At 40.6% G+C, this 24765-nt stretch carries 19 protein-coding genes and 1 riboswitch; all 19 genes read left to right on the forward strand.

Annotated elements, in window-relative coordinates:
* Positions 1–253: 253 nt before the first annotated feature.
* The 19 genes from ACIQZA_RS16330 to rpoE all read left to right on the forward strand — a co-directional run bounded on the left by ACIQZA_RS16330 (position 254) and on the right by rpoE (position 24608).
* Complete coding sequence (locus ACIQZA_RS16330) at positions 254–685, forward strand: YwiB family protein (protein ID WP_400935936.1); 432 nt, start codon at positions 254–256, stop codon at positions 683–685.
* Positions 685–2352: an arginine--tRNA ligase gene (gene argS / locus ACIQZA_RS16335; RefSeq protein WP_402882959.1), complete on the forward strand. Its 1668-nt coding sequence runs from the start codon at positions 685–687 to the stop codon at positions 2350–2352. The genes ACIQZA_RS16330 and argS overlap by 1 nt, the downstream gene beginning before the upstream one ends.
* A 494-nt stretch (positions 2353–2846) precedes the next feature.
* A complete protein-coding gene (locus ACIQZA_RS16340) occupies positions 2847–3236 on the forward strand; it encodes a MerR family transcriptional regulator (RefSeq protein ID WP_400935938.1) in 390 nt (129 codons plus the stop codon).
* Positions 3229–4731, forward strand: coding sequence for a class I adenylate-forming enzyme family protein (locus tag ACIQZA_RS16345; RefSeq protein WP_400935940.1), 1503 nt, complete (start codon positions 3229–3231; stop codon positions 4729–4731). The genes ACIQZA_RS16340 and ACIQZA_RS16345 overlap by 8 nt, the downstream gene beginning before the upstream one ends.
* Before the next feature lies 1 nt (position 4732).
* Positions 4733–6400: an acyl-CoA dehydrogenase family protein gene (locus ACIQZA_RS16350; RefSeq protein ID WP_400935942.1), complete on the forward strand. Its 1668-nt coding sequence runs from the start codon at positions 4733–4735 to the stop codon at positions 6398–6400.
* 314 nt (positions 6401–6714) lie between these two features.
* Positions 6715–6897: riboswitch (cobalamin riboswitch) on the forward strand.
* Positions 6898–6925: 28 nt separating this feature from the next.
* Positions 6926–7129: a hypothetical protein gene (locus ACIQZA_RS16355; protein ID WP_400935944.1), complete on the forward strand. Its 204-nt coding sequence runs from the start codon at positions 6926–6928 to the stop codon at positions 7127–7129.
* 35 nt (positions 7130–7164) lie between these two features.
* Positions 7165–8130 (forward strand): ABC transporter substrate-binding protein, encoded by a 966-nt coding sequence (locus ACIQZA_RS16360; RefSeq protein ID WP_402882948.1) that lies wholly within the window; start codon positions 7165–7167, stop codon positions 8128–8130.
* The gene (locus tag ACIQZA_RS16365; RefSeq protein ID WP_402882946.1) at positions 8127–9128 is read left to right on the forward strand and encodes a FecCD family ABC transporter permease; all 1002 of its coding nucleotides are present in this window, start codon (positions 8127–8129) and stop codon (positions 9126–9128) included. Before ACIQZA_RS16360 ends, ACIQZA_RS16365 begins: the two co-directional genes overlap by 4 nt.
* Positions 9125–10600 carry an adenosylcobinamide amidohydrolase gene (locus ACIQZA_RS16370; protein ID WP_402882944.1) on the forward strand — a complete coding sequence of 492 codons (1476 nt, stop codon included), beginning with the start codon at positions 9125–9127 and terminating at the stop codon, positions 10598–10600. Before ACIQZA_RS16365 ends, ACIQZA_RS16370 begins: the two co-directional genes overlap by 4 nt.
* Positions 10601–10690: 90 nt before the next feature.
* Complete coding sequence (locus tag ACIQZA_RS16375; protein WP_248717808.1) at positions 10691–11254, forward strand: cob(I)yrinic acid a,c-diamide adenosyltransferase; 564 nt, start codon at positions 10691–10693, stop codon at positions 11252–11254.
* 518 nt (positions 11255–11772) lie between these two features.
* Positions 11773–13995, forward strand: a complete 2223-nt coding sequence (locus tag ACIQZA_RS16380) for a (Fe-S)-binding protein (RefSeq protein WP_402882941.1) — start codon at positions 11773–11775, stop codon at positions 13993–13995.
* Positions 13996–14194: 199 nt separating this feature from the next.
* Entirely contained in the window at positions 14195–15400 is a 1206-nt protein-coding gene (locus ACIQZA_RS16385) for an acetyl-CoA C-acetyltransferase (protein WP_402882939.1), read from the forward strand.
* Positions 15400–16251 (forward strand): 3-hydroxybutyryl-CoA dehydrogenase, encoded by an 852-nt coding sequence (locus ACIQZA_RS16390; protein ID WP_142509232.1) that lies wholly within the window; start codon positions 15400–15402, stop codon positions 16249–16251. The genes ACIQZA_RS16385 and ACIQZA_RS16390 overlap by 1 nt, the downstream gene beginning before the upstream one ends.
* Positions 16252–16321: 70 nt before the next feature.
* The gene (locus ACIQZA_RS16395) at positions 16322–17458 is read left to right on the forward strand and encodes an acyl-CoA dehydrogenase (protein ID WP_400935957.1); all 1137 of its coding nucleotides are present in this window, start codon (positions 16322–16324) and stop codon (positions 17456–17458) included.
* 239 nt (positions 17459–17697) lie between these two features.
* Positions 17698–18834 (forward strand): acyl-CoA dehydrogenase, encoded by a 1137-nt coding sequence (locus tag ACIQZA_RS16400; protein WP_248717812.1) that lies wholly within the window; start codon positions 17698–17700, stop codon positions 18832–18834.
* A gap of 3 nt (positions 18835–18837) precedes the next feature.
* Positions 18838–19470, forward strand: a complete 633-nt coding sequence (locus tag ACIQZA_RS16405) for a TetR/AcrR family transcriptional regulator (protein ID WP_400935960.1) — start codon at positions 18838–18840, stop codon at positions 19468–19470.
* A 901-nt stretch (positions 19471–20371) separates the two neighbouring features.
* A complete protein-coding gene (gene icmF, locus ACIQZA_RS16410; protein ID WP_400935964.1) occupies positions 20372–23620 on the forward strand; it encodes a fused isobutyryl-CoA mutase/GTPase IcmF in 3249 nt (1082 codons plus the stop codon).
* 136 nt (positions 23621–23756) lie between these two features.
* On the forward strand, positions 23757–23918 hold the full coding sequence (locus ACIQZA_RS16415) for a hypothetical protein (protein ID WP_185903488.1): 162 nt from the start codon (positions 23757–23759) through the stop codon (positions 23916–23918).
* 150 nt (positions 23919–24068) lie between these two features.
* Positions 24069–24608: a DNA-directed RNA polymerase subunit delta gene (gene rpoE, locus ACIQZA_RS16420; RefSeq protein WP_400935967.1), complete on the forward strand. Its 540-nt coding sequence runs from the start codon at positions 24069–24071 to the stop codon at positions 24606–24608.
* Positions 24609–24765 lie beyond the last annotated feature (157 nt).

Genomic DNA, 24765 nt, shown 5'->3' on the forward strand with positions numbered 1-24765 from the left:
AGCGGCAGCAACAAATGTTTTTTCTGTGCGAAAGCGAAGCGGCAGCAACAAATGTTTTTTCTGTGCGAAAGCGAAGCGGCAGCAACAAAGCGCCCGGTCGGAACGGAAATCAACCACACGTTTTGGTGATGATCCAATAATGAACAAATTACTGCCACATCGGATAGAATACTTACTTCTACCTTGAAAAAATATGAGGATTCATCCTATAATAAAAAGGTTATAGTAAAAACAATAAAAGGGAGCGTCCATAATGGCGAACGAAGCAAGATCGCAGGTGAACATTAAGCTCATTTCTAAGATTCATCCGATTGATGGGGAGTCTGAAAGTTATGAAATGTGGCTGACAGGGCAGCTACTTGAAAAAGCAGGAAGCATATATTTGAAATATGAAGAGGTGCAGGAGGATAAAACCATCCGCACAACTATGAAGCTAGGCAATGAACAGGCATTAATTATGCGTAATGGAGCAGTAAAAATGCGACTACCACTTAACATAATTGAACAACAAATGGGTCATTATGAAAGTGAATTAGGTTCAATGCCACTCGTCATTGACACGAAAGAAATGACATTTACAAAGCAGGCAGTAAGCGGAGATTTCCATGTACAGTACGATTTACTAATGGGTGGGCAATCCGTTGGCAATTATACATTAGACATTACATTTACGGAGGTACAATGATGAACGCAGTAGAACAAGTACAACAAGCCATTAAAGCAGCGATTGCGCAGGCTGTTGAAAAAGCTGGCTTAGTCGAGGCTGGCACACAATTAAATATTCACCTTGAAACACCGAAGGATAAAGCAAACGGAGATTATGCAACAAATATTGCTATGCAATTAACGAAATTAGCAAAAAAACCACCTCGTGCAATTGCAGAAGCTATTTTGGATAATCTTGACACAGCAGGTACAGATATCGAGAAAATCGATATTGCTGGTCCTGGCTTCATGAATATTACTGTGCGTAAAGATTTCTTATCAGGTGTAGTAACAGCAGTACTTGAGCAAGGTGCTGACTATGGTCGTTCTAATGCTGGTGCAGGAGAAAAAATTCAAATTGAATTCGTATCTGCGAATCCAACAGGTGATCTACATTTGGGTCACGCACGCGGAGCTTCTGTAGGGGATTCATTATGTAACGTGCTTGATATGGCAGGTTACGAAGTATCTCGTGAGTACTACATTAATGATGCGGGTAACCAAATTAATAATTTAGCGTATTCACTAGAAGCGCGTTATAAGCAAGCTTTAGGAATGGATGCTGAGATGCCGGAGGACGGCTACCACGGTCAAGATATTATTGAAATCGCTGGTAAACTAACAAGCGAGCATGGCGATGCAATTTTAGCAAAATCTGATGAAGAACGTTTTGCATTCTTCCGTCAACATGGTTTAGCGTTAGAATTAGACAAGTTAAAAACAGACCTTGCTAACTTCCGTGTAAACTTTAATGTGTGGTATTCAGAAACTTCACTATATGAAAACGGTAAAATCGAAGTAGCGTTAGATAAACTGAAAGCGAATGGCCATGTATTTGAAGAAGACGGTGCTACTTGGTTCCGTTCAACAACATTTGGCGACGATAAAGACCGCGTGTTAATTAAAAATGATGGTTCTTTCACATATCTAACTCCAGATATCGCATATCATGAGGATAAAATTGTACGTGGCTTCGATAAATTAATTAATATTTGGGGCGCTGACCACCACGGCTATATCCCACGTATGAAAGCTGCTATTCAAGCGCTTGGTTACGACCGTGATACACTTGAAGTAGAAATCATCCAAATGGTTCAACTTTATAAAAACGGTGAGAAGTTTAAAATGTCTAAACGTACAGGAAACGCTGTTACAATGCGTGAGCTTGTAGAAGAGGTTGGCTTAGATGCAGTTCGTTATTTCTTCGTGAAAACTGCGGGCGATTCTCACATGGACTTTGACCTTGATCTTGCTGTATCTCAATCAAATGAAAATCCAGTGTATTATGCACAATATGCGCATGCACGTATTTCTTCAATTTTACGCTCAGCGAATGAGCAAGGCTTTGCTGCAACAACAGATCATTTAACGCTGTTAACTGCAGAAAAAGAAATTGATTTACTGAAAAAAGTGGGCGACTTCCCGAAAGTGGTAGCAGATGCTGCGAAGCACCGTACACCACACCGTATCGCCAACTACATTCAAGAAACAGCAGCTACTTTCCACAGTTTCTATAACGCTGAAAAAGTGTTAGATGCTTCAAATAAAGGGCTAACAGAAGCTCGTTTAGCCCTTATTACTGCTGTACGTACAACGATTGCCAACGCATTACGCTTAATCGGCGTATCTGCACCGGAAAAAATGTAATAATAATCTTTCTAGCCCCTGGCACGACAATGTGCCGGGGGTTTTTTGTGTTGAAATAGATATGATAGCTAGAGGTGTTGAATCGACGGATAGAATCCGAAGCTCTTAGCGGCGAAATATTAGGATTTAGCGGCGTTCTTTGCATGGTTAGCGGCGAAATATTAGGATTTAGCGGCGTTCCTTGCATGGTTAGCGGCGGAATATCAGGATTTAGCGGCGTTCCTTCCTTAGTTAGCGGCGCAACTCATCATTTAGCGGCGCAATCAAACACCCTGCCGAAGCGACGGAAGAAACAGTCAAAGCAACGGAAAGAATCGTCGAAGCGACGGAAAGCCCCACCAGAGCGACGGATAGACCAGCTAAACTGACTAACAGCACCCAATAAATTAATTCAGCTACTTAAAGCGATTATTTTCTGTAAAATTCAGAAATCTTGTTGTGGTTTACGTTAGCGTCAATGATATACTGATGGGAAACGGAAAGGGGGGATGGTGTTGAAGACGATTCAAGAAGTGGCTAAGGAGTTTAATGTTTCAACACGGACAATTCGTTATTATGAGGAACTAGGGCTGCTTAATCCTAATCGATCATCTACTAATCAGCGAACCTTTTCAAAAAAAGAATTAGCGAAGCTTAAGCTTATTTTCCGGGGGAAGCGGTACGGTTTTTCACTTGAGGAGATCAAGGAGATGGTATTGCTGTTTGATGATGATCGCACGGGCATTCAGCAGTTAGAACGCACGGTCGAATATGGGGAGCAAAAAATACAAGAAATCGATGGCAAAATTGCAGAGCTTGTACAGATGAAAAAGGAGTTACAGCATTTACAAGGCATATTTACAGAAAAATTAGCGACTTTAAAGGGAGAGATGCACGATGAATAGTTCGAATTTGTTAGCACGTAATGCGCGAAAGTACCCTATGAGTGAAGCTGTTGTTTGTCAGGGCAGACGTGTGACTTATTGTGATTTAGATGAGCAAGTGACACGTCTTAGTCATGCTTTGTTAGAGCAGGGGGTCTGGCAAGGTGACAAAGTTATTGTTTTTATGCCAAATGTTGTAGAGTTTGTTGTTAGCTATTTTGCTATTCAGCGCATTGGAGCCATTGTCGTTCCAGTAAATGCGAAATTTACGCTGCAAGAGGTTGAGTATGTAGCGCAGCATGCTGATGCTAAAGCTATTCTAGTGCATGAGGCGATTTTTGCAGCAGTCGAAAACATCAAGGTAGTCCCTTTGAAAATCAAAACAGGCCAAGAGCAGGCTGGTTGGCTAAACTATGAAACACTTATTCAACATGCAAGCAGTCAAACAATTGATTGCCAATTGAATGAAGATGATGTTTCAACGATTTTATATACTTCGGGTACAACGGGAAAACCAAAGGGCGTGTTGTTTAGCTATCGCAATATTTTAACTGTAGCGCAAATGATTGCAATAGAAATGGAAGTAAAGCCAGAAAGTCGGATTCTTCTTATGATGCCATTGACGCATTCAGCTCCATTACATTTATTTTTAATGGCAGGAGTACTTGTAGGCTCGACAAATATACTAACGCCAACATTTACAGCTGATTTATTGATAGATTCAATCGAGGAGGAACAGACAACGCATTTCTTCGGAGCACCTGTCGCTTATTTGTTAACTGCCCAAATGCCAAGATTGCAAACAGCTGATATATCATCGATGAAATGGTGGGTTTATGGTGGAGCGCCGTTATCGCAAAATGAAATTCGCTTTATCCAAAAAGCTTTCCGAACGGATAATGTAACCTGTGTCTATGGATTAACAGAGGCTGGTCCAAATGGTTCATTATTGTTTGGTGAAGAGCATGCAACGAAGGCGGGGAGCATTGGTCGGCGTGCACCACTTGGGGCGGAGCTACGGATTATTAACGACAATGGAGAAGATGTCAGTGTTGGTGACGTAGGAGAAATCGTGATATTCGGTGAGGGTAACATGCTGGGCTATTATAAGGATGATGTTGCAACAAAGGGTGCATTTATAGATGGGTGGCTGAAAACAGGTGACCTAGCTCGCATAGATGAGGACGGCTATATTTGGATTATCGATCGTAAAAAGGATGTTATTTTTTCAGGCGGTGTGAATATTTATCCGAAAGAAATAGAAGATCGTATGTTGAGCTATGAGGGGATATTTGAAGTGGCTGTAATCGGTGTGCCACATCCGGAGTGGGGAGAAACGGTGAAGGCCGTTTATGCCGCCAAAACGGAAACTGACGAGGACGAACTTAAAGCTTATTTGGAGGAGCGTCTTGCTAAATATAAAATTCCACGCATCTTTGAACGTGTGGAAGCGTTACCACGAAATGCATCGGGCAAAATACTAAAACAATCCTTGAAGGGACAAGAGGTGAGATAGCATGAAAGTTTTACAGCAGGAAGAAATGAAAACAACAAACTTTTTTAACGAAAATGATACACTTCATAAAGTTTTAGAAATGATGCTAGATAAAGAGTTTGTGGACTATGCAAAACGTGAGCTAACAGATTTTGGTGAGCTTTGTGCTGGAGATATTGATGTGAGAGCCAAGCATACGGATAGAGAGGGTGAACCTCGATTACAAAGGTATAATGCCTATGGTGAAGAAGTGTCAGAGGTTTGGGTCAATGATGGCTATAAAAGAACAATTGAAGAGACGTACAATACCGGCATTGTTGGCTATGTGCATAAGGATATTCCGCAATTAGGTAGAAAGGGTAACTATGTCTATAGCTTTGCTCAAGGCTATATACTATCACATGCTGAGCCAGGCTTTTACTGTCCTGTTACTTTAACGATGGCAACGGCTTATCTCCTTGATCATTATGCGAGTGATGAGGTGAAAGCGCGCTTTTTACCACATGTTTGTGCAACAGGAGAGACAGAGCTATATGAGGGGGCCACGTTTTTAACGGAACGTCAAGGTGGCTCTGATGTTGGAGCGAATGTTGTGAAGGCAAGACAGGACGGCAATCAGTATCTTTTATATGGAGAGAAATATTTTGCATCTAATGCAGGAATGTGTGGAGTAACCATGGTATTGGCGCGCATGGAAGAGGCTCAGGCAGGCTCAAAGGGCTTAACATTGTTTGCAGTTCCATGGCGAAATGAGGATGGCACAGTTAATAACCTACGCATTCGGCGTTTAAAGGATAAACTTGGCGTTAAAGCAGTGCCTTCAGGTGAGGTGGAATTTGATGGTGCACTAGCTTATGTCGTAGGTGATCCGAATAAAGGAATTTATTATATGCTGGAGGCACTTAATTTATCAAGAATTTGCAATGCGGTTGCTTCTATCGGTATTATGCGCCGTGGATATTTAGAGGCGAAGCATTATGTGACAAATCGTTATGCGTTTGGTAAGTCTTTAACGCAATATCCTATGATTCAGGATACACTAGGGAAATTCGCTGCCAAGCTTCATGTAGAAGTTGCCACAGTTTTTGATCTTATTCAGCTGTACGATAAAGTAACTAGTGGGCGAGGGAATAAAGAAGACATTATTTTAAACCGCTTGTATATTGCGATCATGAAAAAAGAAACGGCAGAGCAAGCTGTACATTATGCTAGTGAAGCCATTGAATTACATGGCGGAAACGGCTATATTGAAGATTTTGTTACACCTAGGTTATTAAGAGATGCACAGGTACTTACTGTGTGGGAAGGGACTGCGAATATTTTAGCTTTAGAGCTCATTCGCTTAGTTGATAAGTTTCATGTGCATGATTTGTTTGTTCGTGTCATGGAAGAGCGCCTAGAAAAACTACCTGACAGTCCATTAGTCGAAATTGTAGCGGAGCAATTAGCAAAACTAGGTGCAACTTTGCAAACATTTAGCCGTTTAGATGATGCAACGAAAACGTTTGAGGCAAAAAGGGTTGCAGAGAAAATGGCACATTTATATGAAAGTGTTGTAGCTGTCGAATGGGCACAAAGATTCGGCGGCAAATATGAGAAGCTAGCAGATATTTATTTAGAGCACACATGGGCATTACGAGAAATGGGTGCACCAATGAAAACGGTACAGTATTTTTCAGATATAGTCTAACTTATTTCGGCAGGTGTCCAAACACCTGCTGAAATAGAGGAACTCAGTCTAAGAACGCCACGTCCTGTGGCGACTACTGAGTGACCAACATCACGTTGGCCCAAAGCCTCTGGCGAATGTCACGGAATCGGAAAGAAGTTCACATAGGATGTTAGCCTAAAATCATCGCATCCATGCGATAACGGCTAACTGACCTGCATCACGCAGGCCTAAGCACAAAGCCGATCCCGGACGCAATTATGCCAAGGTATAATTGATTGTTTAGAAGTCGTCTCGAATGGAGGCGACTTCTTTCATTTTCATGTATAATAAAATCAACTGAATATTATAAAGGTTCTTTACTTTAGTAAAGTGAAAAGGGAAATCGGTGTAATTCCGATGCGGTCCCGCCACTGTATGTGTGAGTTTTTTCAATCTGCGCCACTGAAAATTTCGGGAAGGCTTGAAAAAGCGTATGGAGCACGAGCCAGGAGACCTGCCTTTATAGAAAACACGTTGTAGCCTACGAGGATAGGATGGTGGATTTTGTATATGTATTTTTGTGCAAATTTGACCCCCTCATTATTTTATGATGAGGGGTATTTGTTTTGGAAGATGAATGTCAATAAATTTGAAAACATGGGCGATAAATCCAAAATGTTAGGTGATAAACTCAAAAAGTTGGGCGATAAATCCAAAATGTTAGGCGATCAAAAACTAAAACGTATCGATAAATCAAAAAAACAATAAAAACTATACGCACAAATAGACTAAGGAGGATTCACATGAAGAAAATTTGGAAAATAGGGTTATCAGCATTTTTAGCTATTGGCTTACTTGCTGCATGTAATACAAAAGAGGCGACAAATGAAAAGCCGTCATCTTCTGAGCAACAAGAGACAACAAAAGTAGAACAAGCAACATTCCCAATGACGATAACGGATGCTACTGGCAAGAATATTACGCTAGAGGCACCTCCTGAAAAAATTGTCTCACTCATTCCGAGTAACACAGAAATTTTATTTGGCCTAGGCTTAAATAATGAAATAGTTGGTGTGACAGATAATGACGATTATCCACCAGAGGTTACTAAAAAAGAAAAGGTTGGCGGTATGGATTATAATATTGAAAAAATTATTGCTTTAACGCCAGATATCGTTTTTGCGCATGCGTCGGGTATGGGTTATTCAAAAGGAGCTATTGAACAGCTTGAGGCGGCAGGTGTAAAAGTATTTGTTGTAGCGGATACAAAAAACTTTAATGAAACTTACACAACAATTGAACAGCTTGGTCGTGCAACAGGAAAACTAGAAGAGGCTAAAAAAATTGTGGCAAATATGAAGGCAAAAGTTAAAGAAGTTGAAACAAAACTTGACGGTGTTGAGGCGAAAAAAGTCTTTGTAGAGTCGTCTGATGAGCCAGAAATTTATACAGCTGGTAAAGGTACATTTATGAATGAAATGCTAGAAATGATTCATGCCGAAAATGTGGCAGCAGATTCAAATAGCTGGTATAAAATTGATGCTGAACAAATTATCGCAAAAAATCCAGATGTCATTGTTGTGGCATATAATTACGTACCTGATATTTTAACGAAAATTCCACAACGTGCAGGATTTGAGACAATCTCTGCCGTGAAAAATAAAGCCATAGTACAAGTGGATGAAAATATAACAAGTCGTCAAGGTCCCCGTTTAGCAGATGGTCTTGAGGAATTAGCGAAGGCCGTCTACCCTGAGGCGTTTAAATGAGTAAAAAAATTGTAGCCTATGTAACAGCAATTACGCTTCTAATCATTAGCATCTGGTGTGGTGTGGCGATAGGCTCGGTTCATATTCCGCTAGAAGTATTGTGGAATAAGGCGGCTGATGAAACAGCCGCCAATATTTTATGGAAAATTCGATTACCTCGAGTTTTGCTTGCAGGGCTTGTAGGGGCGTCACTTGCAATTGCAGGGGCAGCTTTTCAAGGCTTATTAAAAAACCCTTTGGCTGACCCTTATACGTTAGGTGTTTCCTCTGGTGCATCAGTTGGCGCAGTTATGACGATTTTTTTTAGTATATCAATACCTGTAGTAGGTCATTTTACATTGCCGACCTTTAGTATGATAGGTGCCATATTAACGATGGTAGCTGTTATGGGCTTTGCTAGAATAGTAGACCGCTCGTTAAAAATGGAAACTCTTATTTTAACGGGGGTTATATTTAGTTCATTTTTAGGTTCCTTGATTTCTTTAATGATTGCATTATCTGGTGAAGAGCTTCGCCAAGTTATCGGATGGCTGCTCGGTTCAGTATCGATGCGTGGTTGGCCTTATGTTCAGATGATTATCCCGTTTGTCATAATTGGCACCATTATGCTTTGGACACAAAGGCGCGAGTTAAATGTTCTGCTATATGGTGAAGAACGCGCGAAGCATTTAGGTGTTAATGTTAAGCGCAGTAAATATATTATTTTAGTGGGTGGATCAATGTTGACAGGAGCTGCGGTAGCTGTTTCTGGAACGATTGGCTTTGTTGGTTTAGTCGTTCCTCATATGACGAGAATGATTTGGGGTTCTGATCACCGACACTTATTGCCATTATCATTTTTAAATGGGGCAACTTTGCTAATTATTTGTGATTTAATAGCGCGAACAATTATTATGCCAAGAGAGCTACCGATTGGTGTCATTACTGCATTTATTGGGGCACCCGTTTTTTCCTATATTTTTTACAAGCAACGTAGAAGCAAGGGGGTACGGGCATGATTGTTGTTGAACATCTTTCCGGTGGCTATGAAGACGTACCTATCGTCCAGGATATAAGTTTTTCAGTTGAAAAAGGCAAAATACTAGGGATCTTAGGGCCGAATGGTAGCGGGAAATCCACACTGTTAAAAGTAATAAGTGGTATTCTACCAGCAACTGCAGGCACTATATTAGTAGATGGTAAAAGTAGCAGCTCTTACAATGCTCGTGCATTAGCAAAAAAAATGGCAGTGCTACCACAATTACATGCTAATGCTTTTTCAAATAGTGTACGGGAGGCAGTATCACTTGGGCGTTATCCACATCAAACAGGCTTCTTTTCAAGCTGGACTGATCGCGATGAACAAGCAGTCCAACATGCCATGATGCAAACTGGTGTGAAACGCTATGAACAGACACCGATGGAATTTTTGTCGGGCGGTGAGCAGCAAAGAGTTTTTGTAGCCCAAGCTCTTGCACAAACAGCTGAAATATTGCTGCTAGATGAGCCAACGAACCATCTAGATATTGCTCATCAACGTCAAATTTTAGATATGGTGCGAAAGGAAGCAATTGAAAGTGGTTTGACCGTTATTATGGTACTGCATGATATGAATTTAGCCTCCCTCTATTGTGATGAATTATTGCTAATGGAGGAAGGTCGGATGCGAGCATTGGGGGCGCCGCATGAAGTATTAATCGCTTCGCAAATCGAAGACGTCTATCAGGCCCGAGTTGAAACTTACGCACATCCAGAAATTCCAAAGCCTCAAATTACCATGATGCCAGCCTCAGTTGAACATCAGCAGCGTGCTGTCATTACAAAAGAAAATTTCACTGTTACAGATCGTTATATTAAGCTTCAATCAGAGTTTCCGTTAAAAACAGTGTCCTCAGCTGTCCATAATCCGGGTATTGGTTGGTATGATTGTCTGTTAAATCGCTCTGTACCAATAGATTATGTCATTAGTGATGTTAAGAAAGAGGTCGCTGGATTTTTACTAAAAGATCATTTCTCATCTACAAGTACCGTCGTCATGTTAACAGCTGTTCCAACAAATCTTGTAGCTATAAATGAATTTAAAGCTTCCTTTGGTAGTGTCCTTGTTGCTGTTACGGCCGGAGTTGGCAATGCAGTTGATGTGTCTCGTACACATGACAGACAAGATGAACCACATATTGGTACTATAAATACGTGGGTTATTATTAATGGTTGTTTATCAGAAGAAGCGTTTTTCCAAGCAATGATGACGGCTACCGAGGCGAAAACAAAGGCATTGCAATCGGAAAATATTCGCGATGAACTTAGTGGTACAATTGCGACAGGTACTGCTACGGATAGTTTATTAATTGCAGCTACACAAAAAGGGGAAGAAATGCTGTATGGAGGTCCCATTACTGATGTAGGTAAGATTATCGGTAAAGGTGTTTTTGAAACAACTGTACAGGCAATAAAAAATTATCTTCATTCAGCAGATACTCCTGCTGAATGAAGATAATGCCTCCGGACGCATTGTTTATCTGCGCGACAGCGGCAATTACGCCAAGGCGAAATTATAAAATAACTTTAGGAGATGAGAGAAATGAAGCTTTACACGAAAACAGGCGATACAGGGAAAACAAGTCTTATCGGTGGACGCGTTGATAAGGATAGCTTACGCGTTGAAACATATGGGGCCATTGATGAATTAAATTCTTTTATTGGTAAGGCTGTCAGTGAACTAGATCGTGAATTATTTAAGGATATTTTAATTGATTTAGAAACAATTCAGCATGAGCTTTTTGATGCGGGTGGCGATCTTGCTAACGTCATGAAGGAACGTCATTATAAGCTAACAGAGCAGCCAATCGAAGTGTTGGAAACGCGTATTGATGCATTATCAGATGAAGCACCGCCGTTACAGCGTTTTATTTTACCAGGTGGTGCACCAGCAGCTGCAACCTTACACATTGCTCGCACAGTAGCACGTCGAGCAGAGCGTCAAATGGTAACGCTTATGAAGGAAATCGAAGATGTACCGACAATTGTACAAAAATATTTAAACCGTCTATCTGACTATTTATTTGCAGCTGCAAGGGTTGTTAATTTTAGATTAAATGTCGCGGATGTTGAATATATTCGAAGCGGCAATGTTTTTAAAAAATAGCCTGTTATTGATAGACAATTACGCTCGTTAGCAAAACGTAGGGGTGATTTCCGTTCCGACTGGGCGTTTTGACTGTACGAAAGCGAAGCGATAGCACGATGTTGGGCACATTCATCTATCGCTAATCCTCAAGAAGTCGCCTAGTCTTCACTTCAAGCAACCTATATACGTGGGATAGCTTTTAACAAATATCATCTCAAACTGAAAAAGCCGATTTGCCATCTTAACATGATGCAAATCGGCTTTTTGGGGTATTTAAACACTACAAAAGAAGACAAATTTATATTAAAAATGAATTTCTTTAGTGTTTTAAAACGCTCTTAAAATTCAGGGTGGCATTTTTTCTAGTAAAATGTAAGAATATAAAATTATCAGAAATATTTCCGTTTTATGTTGACTGAATGCTCACTCATTTATTAGAATAGGAATATAATCATGGAATGGCGTACATTTACGTATGAGCTAGCAAATTTATCACAAAGAGAGAAAGTTACGACAAACTAAAGGGGGGACCAACCATGAGTCCATTAGTAATTGCAAACATTGTTCTAACAGTCGTGGTTGTGCTTTATGCAGTAGGATTGTTCTTCTATCTGTTAAAAACACGCTATAAGTTTGTACAATTGGGGAAAAAGATTGAATTTGATGAAAGTGTTAAAGAACGAATTCGTTATCTTATGGTCAATGTACTTGGCCAAAACAAGCTATTAAAAGATCCAAAGAGTGGTTTAATTCATGTCATGTTCTTCTATGGATTTTTGATGGTGCAGCTAGGTGCCATTGATTTAATTTGGAAGGGGTTAGTACCTGGATCACATTTACCGCTCGGTGTTTTCTACAGTGTGTTTACATTTTTCCAAGAGCTTGTGGTATTAATGATTTTAGTGGCGGTTGTGTGGGCATTTTACCGACGCTATGTAGAAAAGCTAGTACGTCTAAAACGAGGCTGGAAAAATGGTCTTGTCTTAATTTTCATTGGTGGGTTAATGGTATCCACATTACTTGCAAATGGTATGGGAATAATTTGGCATGGTGAAGGACTAACTTATACAGAGCCAGTTGCCTCTGGCATTGCTGCTATTTTTAGTTTCTTACCAGCAGCAGCAGCGGCTGTTGTTTTCTATGTAATGTGGTGGGCACACTTATTAATTCTTTTGACATTCTTAGTGTATGTACCACAATCGAAGCACTTCCACTTGATTGTAAGCCCGATTAATGTGTACATGAATCGTTTAGATCGTACAGGTACTTTAACACCGATCGACTTTGAGGCATTAGAAAATGCTGAAGATGAAGAGGATATTCCGGCAATTGGTGTTGGACGTATTCAAGATTTTACACAAAAACAAATGTTAGATTTATATTCTTGTGTAGAGTGCGGACGCTGTACAAATATGTGTCCAGCATCAGGAACAGGGAAAATGCTATCTCCAATGGATTTAATCGTGAAGCTTCGTGATCATTTAACATTTACAGGTGCTGTTGTAACAAAGCAAAAGCCATGGGTTCCTTATCAATTCTTTGCTAATACAAAGGGGAATCAGCTAGCGATGGCAGCTGGTGCTGAGGGGGCAGTCATTGAAGATATCTACAGCCCTTCTTTAATTGGCGATGTTATTACAGAATCTGAGATTTGGGCATGTACAACTTGCCGTAACTGTGAAGATCAATGTCCTGTTATGAACGAGCATGTCGATAAAATTATTGATTTACGTCGTTACTTAACGATGACTGAAGGAAAAGTGAACCCTGATGCACAACGCGCGATGACAAATATCGAGCGTCAAGGCAATCCTTGGGGCTTAAATCGAAAAGAAAAAGAAAATTGGCGTAATCTCGATCCAACAATTCATATTCCAACAGTGAAAGAGCTGAAAAAGTCAGGCGAGGAAATGGAATATTTATTCTGGGTAGGTTCCATGGGGGCATTTGATAACCGCTCGCAAAAAATTGCATTAGCTTTCTGTCGTTTATTAAACGAGGCGGGTGTGAAGTTTGCAATTTTAGGAAATAAAGAGAAAAACTCAGGGGACACTCCTCGTCGTTTAGGAAATGAATTTTTATTCCAAGAGCTGGCAACAGCAAATATTGATGAATTTGAGAAAAACGACGTGAAGAAAATCGTTACGATTGACCCGCACGCTTACAATATCTTTAAAAATGAATACCAAGACTTTGGCTGGAAGGGCGAGGTCTATCACCATACTGAACTATTGAATCAATTGATTGAAGAAAATCGTCTTGCGTTAAATTACGAAGTTCATGAAACGATTGTTTTCCACGATTCTTGTTATTTAGGTCGTTATAACGATGTATATGATGCACCACGCGAGATATTACGTGGCATACCGGGTGTTAAGCTTGTGGAAATGGAGCGTAATCGTGAAACGGCAATGTGCTGCGGCGCAGGTGGCGGTTTAATGTGGATGGAAGAGCATGTCGGCAACCGTATTAACGTAGCACGAACAGAACAAGCTTTAGCAACTGATGCATCTGTTATCTCTTCTGGATGTCCTTACTGCTTAACAATGCTTGAGGATGGAACAAAGGCAAAAGAGGTTGAGGATTCAATCGGTACATTCGATGTTGCAGAACTATTAGAGCGTTCTGTATTTGGTGAAAAAGTGAAAGCTGTCGAGGAATCTGTTGGAGAAGCAGCGGATGTAATGGCTGAAGAAGTAGTAGCTTCTGTGGACAGTGTCGAACAAAACGAAAATGCAGAAACGAACGCAGAAAAATGATGGTTATTGCAGAAATATTTTAGTTATCTGAAAAATATAAATTGCACAATAAATAATTGTTTTGTAGAATAAGATTAAATGGAGATGGGAGTTGAACTATAAACTCCCATTTTTCATAGTTAGAGGTCGAGCGAGCGTTCAGTCAACATAGAAGCTCTAATACTTCTTCTGGAAACGTAAAACAAAAGGGGTGTTTTACTTGAATAGAGCTGTAATTTTAGCAGGAGCAAGAACTGCATTTGGTAAGTTTGGAGGTTCACTATCAGCATTAAGTGCAAGTGACTTAGGTGCAATCGCCATAAAGGGGGCACTTGAGAAAGCGAATATCTCGCCTGATGAAGTGAATGAAGTAATTTTAGGCTCCGTTTTACAAGGGGGACAGGGCCAAATTCCTTCAAGGCAGGCTGCGATCAAAGCAAATTTACCAATAGCAGTGAAAACAGAAACGATTAACAAGGTTTGTGCGTCAGGGATGCGTGCTGTAACACTAGCAGATCAGCTAATTCGATTAGGGGACGAAGAAGTAATGATCGCTGGTGGTATGGAGTCCATGTCCAATGCACCGTATTATCTACAAAATGGTCGAACAGGCTTACGCATGGGCGACTCAACAATGGTGGATGGCATGCTATATGATGGCTTAACATGTGCTTTTAATAAGGCAAGGCCGCATATGGGAAGCTACGGTAATACAACGGCGAAAGAATATTCGTTAAGCCGTGAGGAGCAGGATGCTTGGTCGGTTCGCAGTCATGAACGTGCACTTGCAGCAATTGAAAAAGGTTACTTTGCTGAAGAAATCGTGCCTGTGGAAATTACACAACGTAAGGGAGAACCGCTTCAAGTCGATACAGACGAGGCACCAAGGGCTGGTACATCAATGGAGGTACTTGCAAAACTCAAACCAGCCTTTGACAAGGATGGAACAATTACAGCAGGTAATGCACCTGGCGTTAACGATGGTGCATGTGCCTTAGTAGTAATGAGTGAGGAACGTGCAACTCGTGAAGACAGAGAGCCACTTGCGGTTATTATCGGCCATGAAGAGATTGCTATTGAGCCAGAGAACTTCCCACAAACACCAGGGCTTGTCATTAACAAATTACTGAAAAAGACGGGGAAATCATTAGCTGACATTGATTTGATCGAAATCAATGAAGCATTTGCAGCTGTAGCTCTTGTTAGCGAGCAGTTGGCGGATTTAGATGCTGAAAAGGTCAATGTTAACGGTGGTGCAGTTGCACTAGGTCATCCAATCGGAGCATCTGGAGCACGCATTATTTTAACACTTGCTCATGAATTAAAGCGCCGTGGCGGTGGTATCGGAATTGCTGCTATCTGCTCAGGTGGCGGGCAAGGCGATGCAATTATGATTGAAGTACCGAAAACAGGGGGACATGAATGATGGGAATTCAAAAAGTAATGGTTATTGGTGCTGGGCAAATGGGCTCCGGCATTGCACAAGTTTGTGCACAAGCTGGTTATGATGTCAAACTGAACGACATGAAGCAAGAATTTTTCGAACGTGGTTTGGGAGTCATTACGAAAAACCTGACACGTGATGTCGAAAAGGGTCGTAAAACTGAGGAAGAGAAGGCAGCCATTCTAGGCCGTATTAATATGTCACTAGATTTACAGGATGCTAGTGATGTAGATATTATCATCGAGGCAGCAGTGGAAAATATGGAAGTAAAGCAATCCATCTTTAAGCAAATTGATCAGATTGCACCGGCACATGCCATTTTAGCTACGAATACATCATCTTTACCAATTACGGAAATTGCAGCTGTAACAAATCGTCCAGAGCAAGTAATTGGTATGCACTTTATGAATCCGGTACCTGTTATGAAGCTAGTAGAAATTATTAGAGGGTTAGCTACAAGTGATGAAGTCTACAAAGCGGTTGAAGACATGACAGTAAAATTATCGAAAACGCCAGTGGAAGTAAATGACTTCCCAGGCTTTATTTCGAATCGTATTTTATTACCAATGATTAATGAAGCGATCTACGCATTGTATGAGGGTGTAGCATCGAAAGAAGCTATTGATGATGTAATGAAGCTCGGAATGAATCATCCGATGGGGCCATTAACATTAGCAGATTTCATTGGTCTTGATACATGTCTATCCATCATGGAGATTTTACATGAGGGCTTAGGTGATAGTAAATATAGACCTTGTCCATTGCTTCGTAAATATGTGGCAGCAGGATGGCTAGGTAAAAAATCTGGAAGAGGCTTTTACGTTTACGAATAATCCTATGGGGATGGGACGATTCAAAACGAAGTGTAATGCTACGGGACAACGTACAGGGGTGACATTATAGATGCATTTACAATTTACAGATGAACAAATAATGATGCGTGATATGGTTCGTAATTTCGCTCAGGATAAAATCGAACCGTGGGTAGAACGAATGGAGGCAGGAGAGTTTCCGCGTAAGCTCCTTGCACAAATGGGAGAATTAGGTTTAATGGGGATTACGGCGCCTGAGGAATTAGGCGGCTCAGCGATGGATTTTACATCGTACATAATTGCTATCAATGAACTATCGAAGGTTAGCGCAGTAATGGGGGTTATTTTATCTGTGCATACTTCGGTTGGAACAAATCCCATTATTTATTTCGGCAACGATGAACAAAAGAAACGTTATGTTCCAAAGCTTGCTGCAGGTGAATATTTAGGGGCATTTTGTTTAACGGAGCCTAGCGCTGGTTCAGATGCTGGCTCTTTACAATCCAAAGCGGTGCGAGATGGAGATGAATATGTCATCAACGGTTCCAAGGTGTTTATTACAAACGGTGGAGAAGCGGATGTTTATATTGTCTTTGCCTCAACGAAACCTACTGAAAAAACACATGGTATTTCAGCATTTATTGTTGAAAAAGGAACTTCGGGCTTAATCGTAGGTAAAGATGAACATAAAATGGGCTTACACGGCTCACGTACAGTTCAACTAACATTCGACAACTGTCGCATTCCAGCCGCAAACCTTCTTGGGGAGGAAGGGGAAGGCTTTAAAATTGCAATGGCCAATTTAGATGTTGGACGTATTGGAATCGCAGCACAAGCTCTAGGTATTGCTGAAGCAGCGCTAGAGGCAGCCACTGCATATGCCAAAGAACGTGTTCAATTTGGAAAGCCTATTGCGGCGCAACAAGGTGTTGGCTTCAAGCTTGCTGATATGGCGACTGCTGTAGAAGCAGTGAAATTATTAGTCTATCGGGCAGCGGATTTACGCACAAAAGGGTTACCGTGTGGAGCGGAGGCCTCGATGGCAAAACTTTTTGCCTCTCGTACAGCAGTGCAAACAGCGCTAGACGCTATACAGATTTTTGGTGGCTATGGCTATACAAAAGATTATCCAGTAGAGCGTTATTTCCGAGATGCAAAAGTGACAGAAATATACGAGGGTACAAGTGAAATTCAAAAGCTAGTCATTAGTAAACATTTACTTAAATAAGATTTGATGTTTGTTGCATTGTTGATTTTTCAAAGGTGATGTCGATTGCTAAAATAAAACGCTCGGGTAACCCGGAAAACCGGTCAGGTCATGCAATGAATCGCTCAGGTACCTCGAAGAACGGATCAGGTAACCAAAAGATTTGCTCAGTTTCTCGAAGCAATATAGCAGGAACATTATCAAAAATTGAAATAAACAATATAGCACTAATAGAGTCTAACGAAAAGGGGAAATGGATAATGAACTTTCAATTATCAGAAGAGCATGAGCAATTACGCGAAATGATTCGTGATTTTGCTATTAATGAAGTAGCACCAACAGCAGCTGAACGTGACGAGAACGAAGAATTTGACCGTGCAATTTTCGATAAAATGGCGGAGCTAGGGTTAACAGGTATTCCATGGCCAGAAGAATACGGTGGTGCAGGCTTTGATTATCTTGCATATGTCATTGCTGTAGAAGAATTATCACGTGTATGTGCTTCAACAGGGGTAACTTTATCAGCACATACTTCACTTGCTGGTTGGCCGATTTTTAAATTCGGTACGGAAGAACAAAAACAAAAATATCTTCGTCCAATGGCAGAAGGTAAACATATCGGTGCATATGGCTTAACAGAGCCAGGATCAGGCTCTGATGCTGGTGGCATGAGAACATATGCAAAACGTGATGGTGATGATTATATTTTAAACGGCTCGAAGATTTTCATTACCAATGGTGGAGTAGCAGATACATATGTTGTATTTGCAGTAACAGATCCAGAAGCTAAACATGGCACAACTGCTTTTATCGTTGAAGCTGGCTTTGAAGGTTTCTCGGTAGGGAAGAAGGAGAAAAAACTAGGAATTCGTTCATCTCCTACAACTGAAATTATTTTTGATAACTGTCGCGTTCCGAAAGAAAACATGCTTGGAGCTGAGGGAGAAGGCTTTAAAATTGCGATGACAACACTTGATGGAGGACGTAATGGTATTGCGGCACAAGCTGTAGGGATTGCACAAGGCGCATTGGATGCAGCGGTTGAATACGGTAAAGAGCGCGTGCAATTTGGTAAACCGATTACTGCTAACCAAGGTGTCTCCTTTAAACTAGCGGATATGGCAACTCAAATTGAAGCATCTCGACTGCTTACATACCAAGCGGCTTGGTTGGAATCAAATGGTCTACCTTATGGTAAAGCATCTGCAATGGCAAAATTAATGGCTGGCGATACTGCGATGAATGTAACGACTGAGGCGGTTCAAGTCTTTGGTGGGTATGGATATACGAAAGATTATCCTGTTGAGCGCTTCATGCGTGATGCAAAAATCACACAAATTTATGAAGGTACACAAGAGATTCAACGACTTGTTATCTCTCGTATGTTGACAAAATAACGTATGACAGAAAGAGATAAAAGACCCCAAGTACAGTCGACGGTAAAAGATGAAAATCTCATCGCCATTCGTCGAGAACAAATGATAGAGGGAGCCATTAAATTATTTAAAGAAAAAGGTTTTCATCGTGCTACCACGAGAGAAATCGCAAAAGCTGCAGGCTTTAGTATCGGAACATTATATGAATATATTCGTACTAAGGAAGATGTCCTTTATCTTGTATGTGATAGTATTTATCACCAGGCGATGGAGCGACTTTCAAGTTATGAGATTAAGGCAGGAACTATAGAAGAGTTAAAGGAAATGATTCGAGAGTATTTCTTGCAAATTGATCGTATGGTTGATGAGATGACAATCATGTATCAGGAAACTAAATCATTATCAAAAGAAGCACAACGCTATGTATTTAGTAAAGAGTTTGAAATGGTTGGTACTTTTGAGCGATTACTACAACGCTGTGTGCAATCAGGTGAAATAACGATGACGGATCAACAAATTCACTTGGCAGCAAATAACTTAGTCGTTTCTGGACAAAGCTGGGCATTCCGTAAATGGGCGCTTCATCGTCAGCACTCTATTGACGAATTTATTGAAATGCAAATAACATTGTTTATTTCAGGCATAAAGGGGTTCTAATAAGTTCCGTAAAGGGGTTGTCGGTAATTGCATAGTGCGACATTGCAATTACCGACTTTTTTTATCTTCATCCAGCAGTTGACTCCGATCTTTGAAGGTGAGGAGATGAATGCCGATGTGGATCCTTTTCATTGGGTGTCCAAACACCTACTGAAATAGAGGAACTCAGTCTAAGAACGCCACGTCCTGTGGCAACGACTGAGTGACCAACATCATGTTGGCCTAATGCCTCCGGCGGATGGCACGGATTTTGAAAGGAATGACTTGTGCCCGCACATTTCAAAATCCGGACGCAATTACGCCAAGGCGAAATTGATGTATAAAAAAGCTCATCACCAAAAGTAGGGGATAGTTTTTGGTAAAAACGTATGCTATGTAAATAAGTTGATTGGAGTGGAGACTGGGCGACTTCTCGGGGATCAGCGATAGAGGAACGAATGCTAAAAGCATCACATCCTGTGATAACGCCTTCGTGACCAACATCGTGTTGGCCCGAGACCCTGCAGCGAAGCGGCTCATCGGACGCCCCCAGGAAGCTTTGCTCTGTGCGAAAGCGAAGCGACAGCTACAAATGTTTTCTGTAGCGAAAGCAAAGCGACAGCTACAAATGTTTTCTGTAGCGAAAGCAAAGCGACAGCAACAAATGTTTTCTGTGCGAAAGCGAAGCGACAGAACAAATGTTTTCTGTGCGAAAGCAAAGCGACAGCAACAAATGTTTTCTGTGCGAAAGCGAAGCGACAGCAACAAATGTTTTCTGTGCGAAAGCGAAGCGACAGCAACAAATGTTTTCTGTGCGAAAGCGAAGCGACAGCAACAAAGCGCCCAGTCGGAACGGAAATCAACCCCACGTTATGAAGGTGAGCAGATAAAGAACATTAAGGGGAGAAAGTGGGGATTTCATATGACAAAGGTAGAAGTATATCGCCCAAAAAATCACGTACGTTTTGTTACAGCATCTAGTCTTTTTGATGGACATGATGCTTCGGTTAATATTATGCGACGTATTTTACAATCAAGTGGTGTAGAGGTAATTCATTTAGGACATAACCGCTCCGTAGAAGAAGTCGTAAATGCTGCGATTCAAGAGGATGCACAAGGCATTGCGATATCTTCTTATCAAGGCGGACATATGGAATACTTTAAATATATGTATGATTTGTTGCGTGAAAAAGGGGCGCCACATATTAAAATTTATGGTGGCGGCGGTGGTGTTATTTTACCACGTGAAATTAAAGAGCTACATGCTTACGGGATTGCAGGGATTTTCTCGCCGGAGGATGGTCGTGTCTTAGGGTTACAAGGGATGATTAATGAGAAAATTAAAGGGACTGATTTCCCAACTGCTACAGGTAACTATCAAGAAAAGTTGGATGCCATAACGACAGAAACACCAGAAATATTAGCAAATTTAATAACTGCTGCTGAGTCGAATGATGATGAAGAAACAAAAAAGATGCTAGAAGAAGCTCGCAAACACTCAAAAGGAACACCTGTATTAGGTATTACAGGAACAGGTGGTGCGGGTAAATCTTCCTTAACGGATGAATTAATTCGTCGTTTCCTAAAGGAGTTTCCGGATAAACACGTAGCTATTCTTTCTGTCGATCCGACAAAGCAAAAAACAGGTGGGGCTTTACTTGGTGACCGAATTCGTATGAATGCGATTTTTAATAATCGAGTATATATGCGTAGTTTAGCAACTCGTGGATCTCGTACAGAGCTTACGGCTTCAATTGGGGACGTGCTAGATGTAGCGCGTGTAGCGGGCTATGATTTAATCATTGTTGAAACAAGCGGTATTGGTCAAGGTGATGCCGAGATTACAAAATACACGGATCTATCCATGTACGTTATGACAAGTGAGTTTGGTGCTCCAACACAGCTTGAGAAAATTGATATGATTGATTTTGCAGATGTGATCGCCATCAATAAATTTGAACGCAAAGGTTCTGAGGATGCGCTACGTCAAGTGCAGAAACAATATCAACGTTCACGTGAGCTTTGGGATGAATCACTTGATAATATGCCTGTGTACGGTACGATTGCCAGTCAATTTAATGATAAAGGAACGAATGCTTTATTTGCTGCATTAATAAATATCATTAATACGAAGACAGGAAGTAATTGGGAAACGGGATATGAGCAATTTGCGAAAACGCAAAAGCAAGATGTTATCATTCCAAACAATCGTCGTTATTATTTACGAGAACTGACAGATACTGTGCGTGGCTATCATAAAAAATCAGAGCAACAGGTAGAATTTGCTCGTCGTCTATTCCAATTAGAGGGAGCTATTGCAGCGGTTAAGGAAAAAGCGCCAAATGATGCACTTATCGCATCTCTCAGTTCTTTAGCAGAAGGCGTTAGAGATGAATTAACGGCTGAGTCTAAACGTATATTAGACAATTGGCATGCTTTAAAAGAAGCGTATGCAGGAGACGAATTTGTCACGAAAGTTCGTGATAAAGAAATTCGAACAATTTTAAAGACAATAAGCCTTTCAGGTACAAAAATACCTAAAGTTGCCTTGCCGAAATTCGTAGATTATGGTGAAATTTTACGCTGGGTTTATAGAGAAAATGTACCTGGTGAATTCCCATATACAGCGGGGGTATTCCAATTTAAACGTGAAGGTGAAGATCCGAAGCGACAATTTGCTGGTGAAGGAACGCCTGAGCGTACGAATAAACGATTCCATTATTTATCGAAGGATGATGATGCAAAACGTTTATCAACAGCATTTGATTCAGTAACGTTATACGGAGAGGATCCAGATTACCGACCAGATATTTATGGAAAGGTTGGAGAATCGGGTGTTTCAATTTGTACGCTAGAGGATATGAAAAAGCTTTATGCAGGCTTTGATTTATGTGCACCATCAACTTCAGTATCAATGACAATTAACGGTCCAGCACCGGTTATTTTGGCGATGTTCATGAACACGGCTATTGATCAGCAAGTGAAACTACGTGAGGGAGAACTTGGTCGACCTTTATCAGTAGAAGAATTTACGGAGACACGAGAGAAAACATTACAGGTTGTACGTGGAACCGTGCAAGCAGATATTTTAAAAGAAGACCAAGGGCAAAATACATGCATTTTCTCAACAGAGTTTGCGTTACGAATGATGGGAGATATTCAGCAATACTTTATCGATCATAAAGTTCGTAATTATTACTCAGTATCTATTTCTGGGTACCATATTGCCGAAGCTGGTGCGAACCCAATATCACAATTGGCCTTCACATTAGCAAATGGCTTTACGTATGTGGAATATTATTTAAGTCGAGGAATGAATATTGACGACTTTGCGCCAAATCTATCATTCTTCTTCTCTAACGGACTTGATCCAGAGTACACGGTTATTGGACGTGTAGCCCGTCGTATTTGGGCAGTTGTAATGCGTGATAAGTACGGCGCCAATGAACGAGCACAAAAATTAAAATATCATATCCAAACATCTGGACGCAGTTTGCATGCACAGGAGATTGATTTTAATGATATCCGTACAACGTTACAGGCGTTAATGGCATTGCAAGATAACTGTAATTCATTGCATACAAATGCATATGATGAGGCCATTACAACGCCTACGGAAGAATCTGTCCGTCGTGCGATGGCTATTCAAATGATTATTACGAAGGAACATGGCTTAGCGAAAAACGAAAATCCATTACAAGGAGCGTATATCGTAGAAGAGTTAACAGACCTTGTAGAAGAAGCGGTACTAGAAGAGTTTGATCGTATCAATGATCGTGGTGGCGTACTAGGTGCAATGGAAACACAATATCAACGTGGTAAGATTCAAGAGGAATCTATGCACTACGAGATGCTAAAGCATTCAGGTGAGTTACCAATCATTGGTGTAAACACATACTTAAATCCGAATCCGCCTTCTGAAGATGACATTAACAATATGGAAATTGCGCGTGCATCGACGGAAGAAAAAGAGACGCAAATTCATAATTTACAAGCCTTCTGGAAGCAACATGAAGGAGAGAACGAAGCGGCTCTTGCTCGTTTACAACAAGTAGCTGTAAACAACGGTAATATTTTCGCGGAGCTTATGGAAACTGTCAAAGTCGCTAGCTTAGGGCAAATCACAAATGCTTTATACGAGGTAGGCGGGCAATATCGTCGTAATATGTAACGATCTTCTTGCTGTATAACAATTATTCCATTTTGTACAAAATGTTGGTGTAGTTGTAAGTGTCTAGTCTTAGGATTAGGCACTTCTTTTTATTTCCGTTATAATAGAAATGTAAAAAAAAGGGGAGGCGCAATAGATGATGAAATCGGCAATTAACTACATCATTATTTTAGCTTTGGTGGTAGGAGTTATTTTCCTGTATGATAAGCAAATTGGCGCTGTTCCTTTACTATTATTATCTGTCTATTTGTTTTACATGGGGATAAAAAAAATGCGTGATATAAAAAACAGTAATTGAAGCTAGCAATGAGGATAATACTTTGTATATAATGGGTATTATGCTTATGATGGGAAGTTACTTTTGTGCGGCCTTTTTTTGCTGCGCTCCGAAAATAAAGCTATATGAATTTTAAAACGTCCATTGTGATGAGAGAAAGGAAGTGCACGAATGAATTTTCGTGAAATGACAAAAGAACAATTAGCGGAAGAATCGTTAATTAACTTAGCTTATGCAATTTTAAATGAAAAACGTGCCTCAGTGTCTTTTAATGATTTATTAACAATAATGCAAGAGCTTGTGGGCTATAGTGATGAAGAAATGAAAGCCCGCCTACTACAATTTTACACAGATTTAAATGTAGAAGGCCGCTTCTTATTTAATCAAGAAACAGGCTGGGGCTTACGTGAATGGTATAAAGTTGAACAGATTGAAGAAGAAACAGCTCCATCTGTTAAAACTCATAAGAAAAAATCTAAAGCTGCCGTTGAAGAAGAAGATGATTTAGATGAAGATCTAGATGAAGAAGATATTGACTTCGATGAAGATTATGAAGAATTCGTTGAAGAAGAAGATGATCTAGATGAAGAAGAAGAAGATAAAGAAGATATCGATTTTGAAGAAGAAGATATAGAGGACATCGATGAAGAAATCGACGAGGACTTTACTGATGAAGATGAAGAAGAATTTGAAGAAGAGGACGAAGTCTAACTTATTTCAGCAAACAACTTCTGAAATAAGCCGATTCCGGACGTAATTATGCCGACGCATAATTGATGATAATTACTCTTTGAAATTTTCTTTCTTTTATCCTTGTAGTAAAAAATCTTGACTTCTATCGCGGTTCCGTTTAATCTTTTACTTGGGC

Origin of the sequence: Lysinibacillus sp. NPDC096382 (genome assembly GCF_044762845.1) — a bacterium.
Classification (GTDB): Bacteria; Bacillota; Bacilli; order Bacillales_A; family Planococcaceae; genus Lysinibacillus.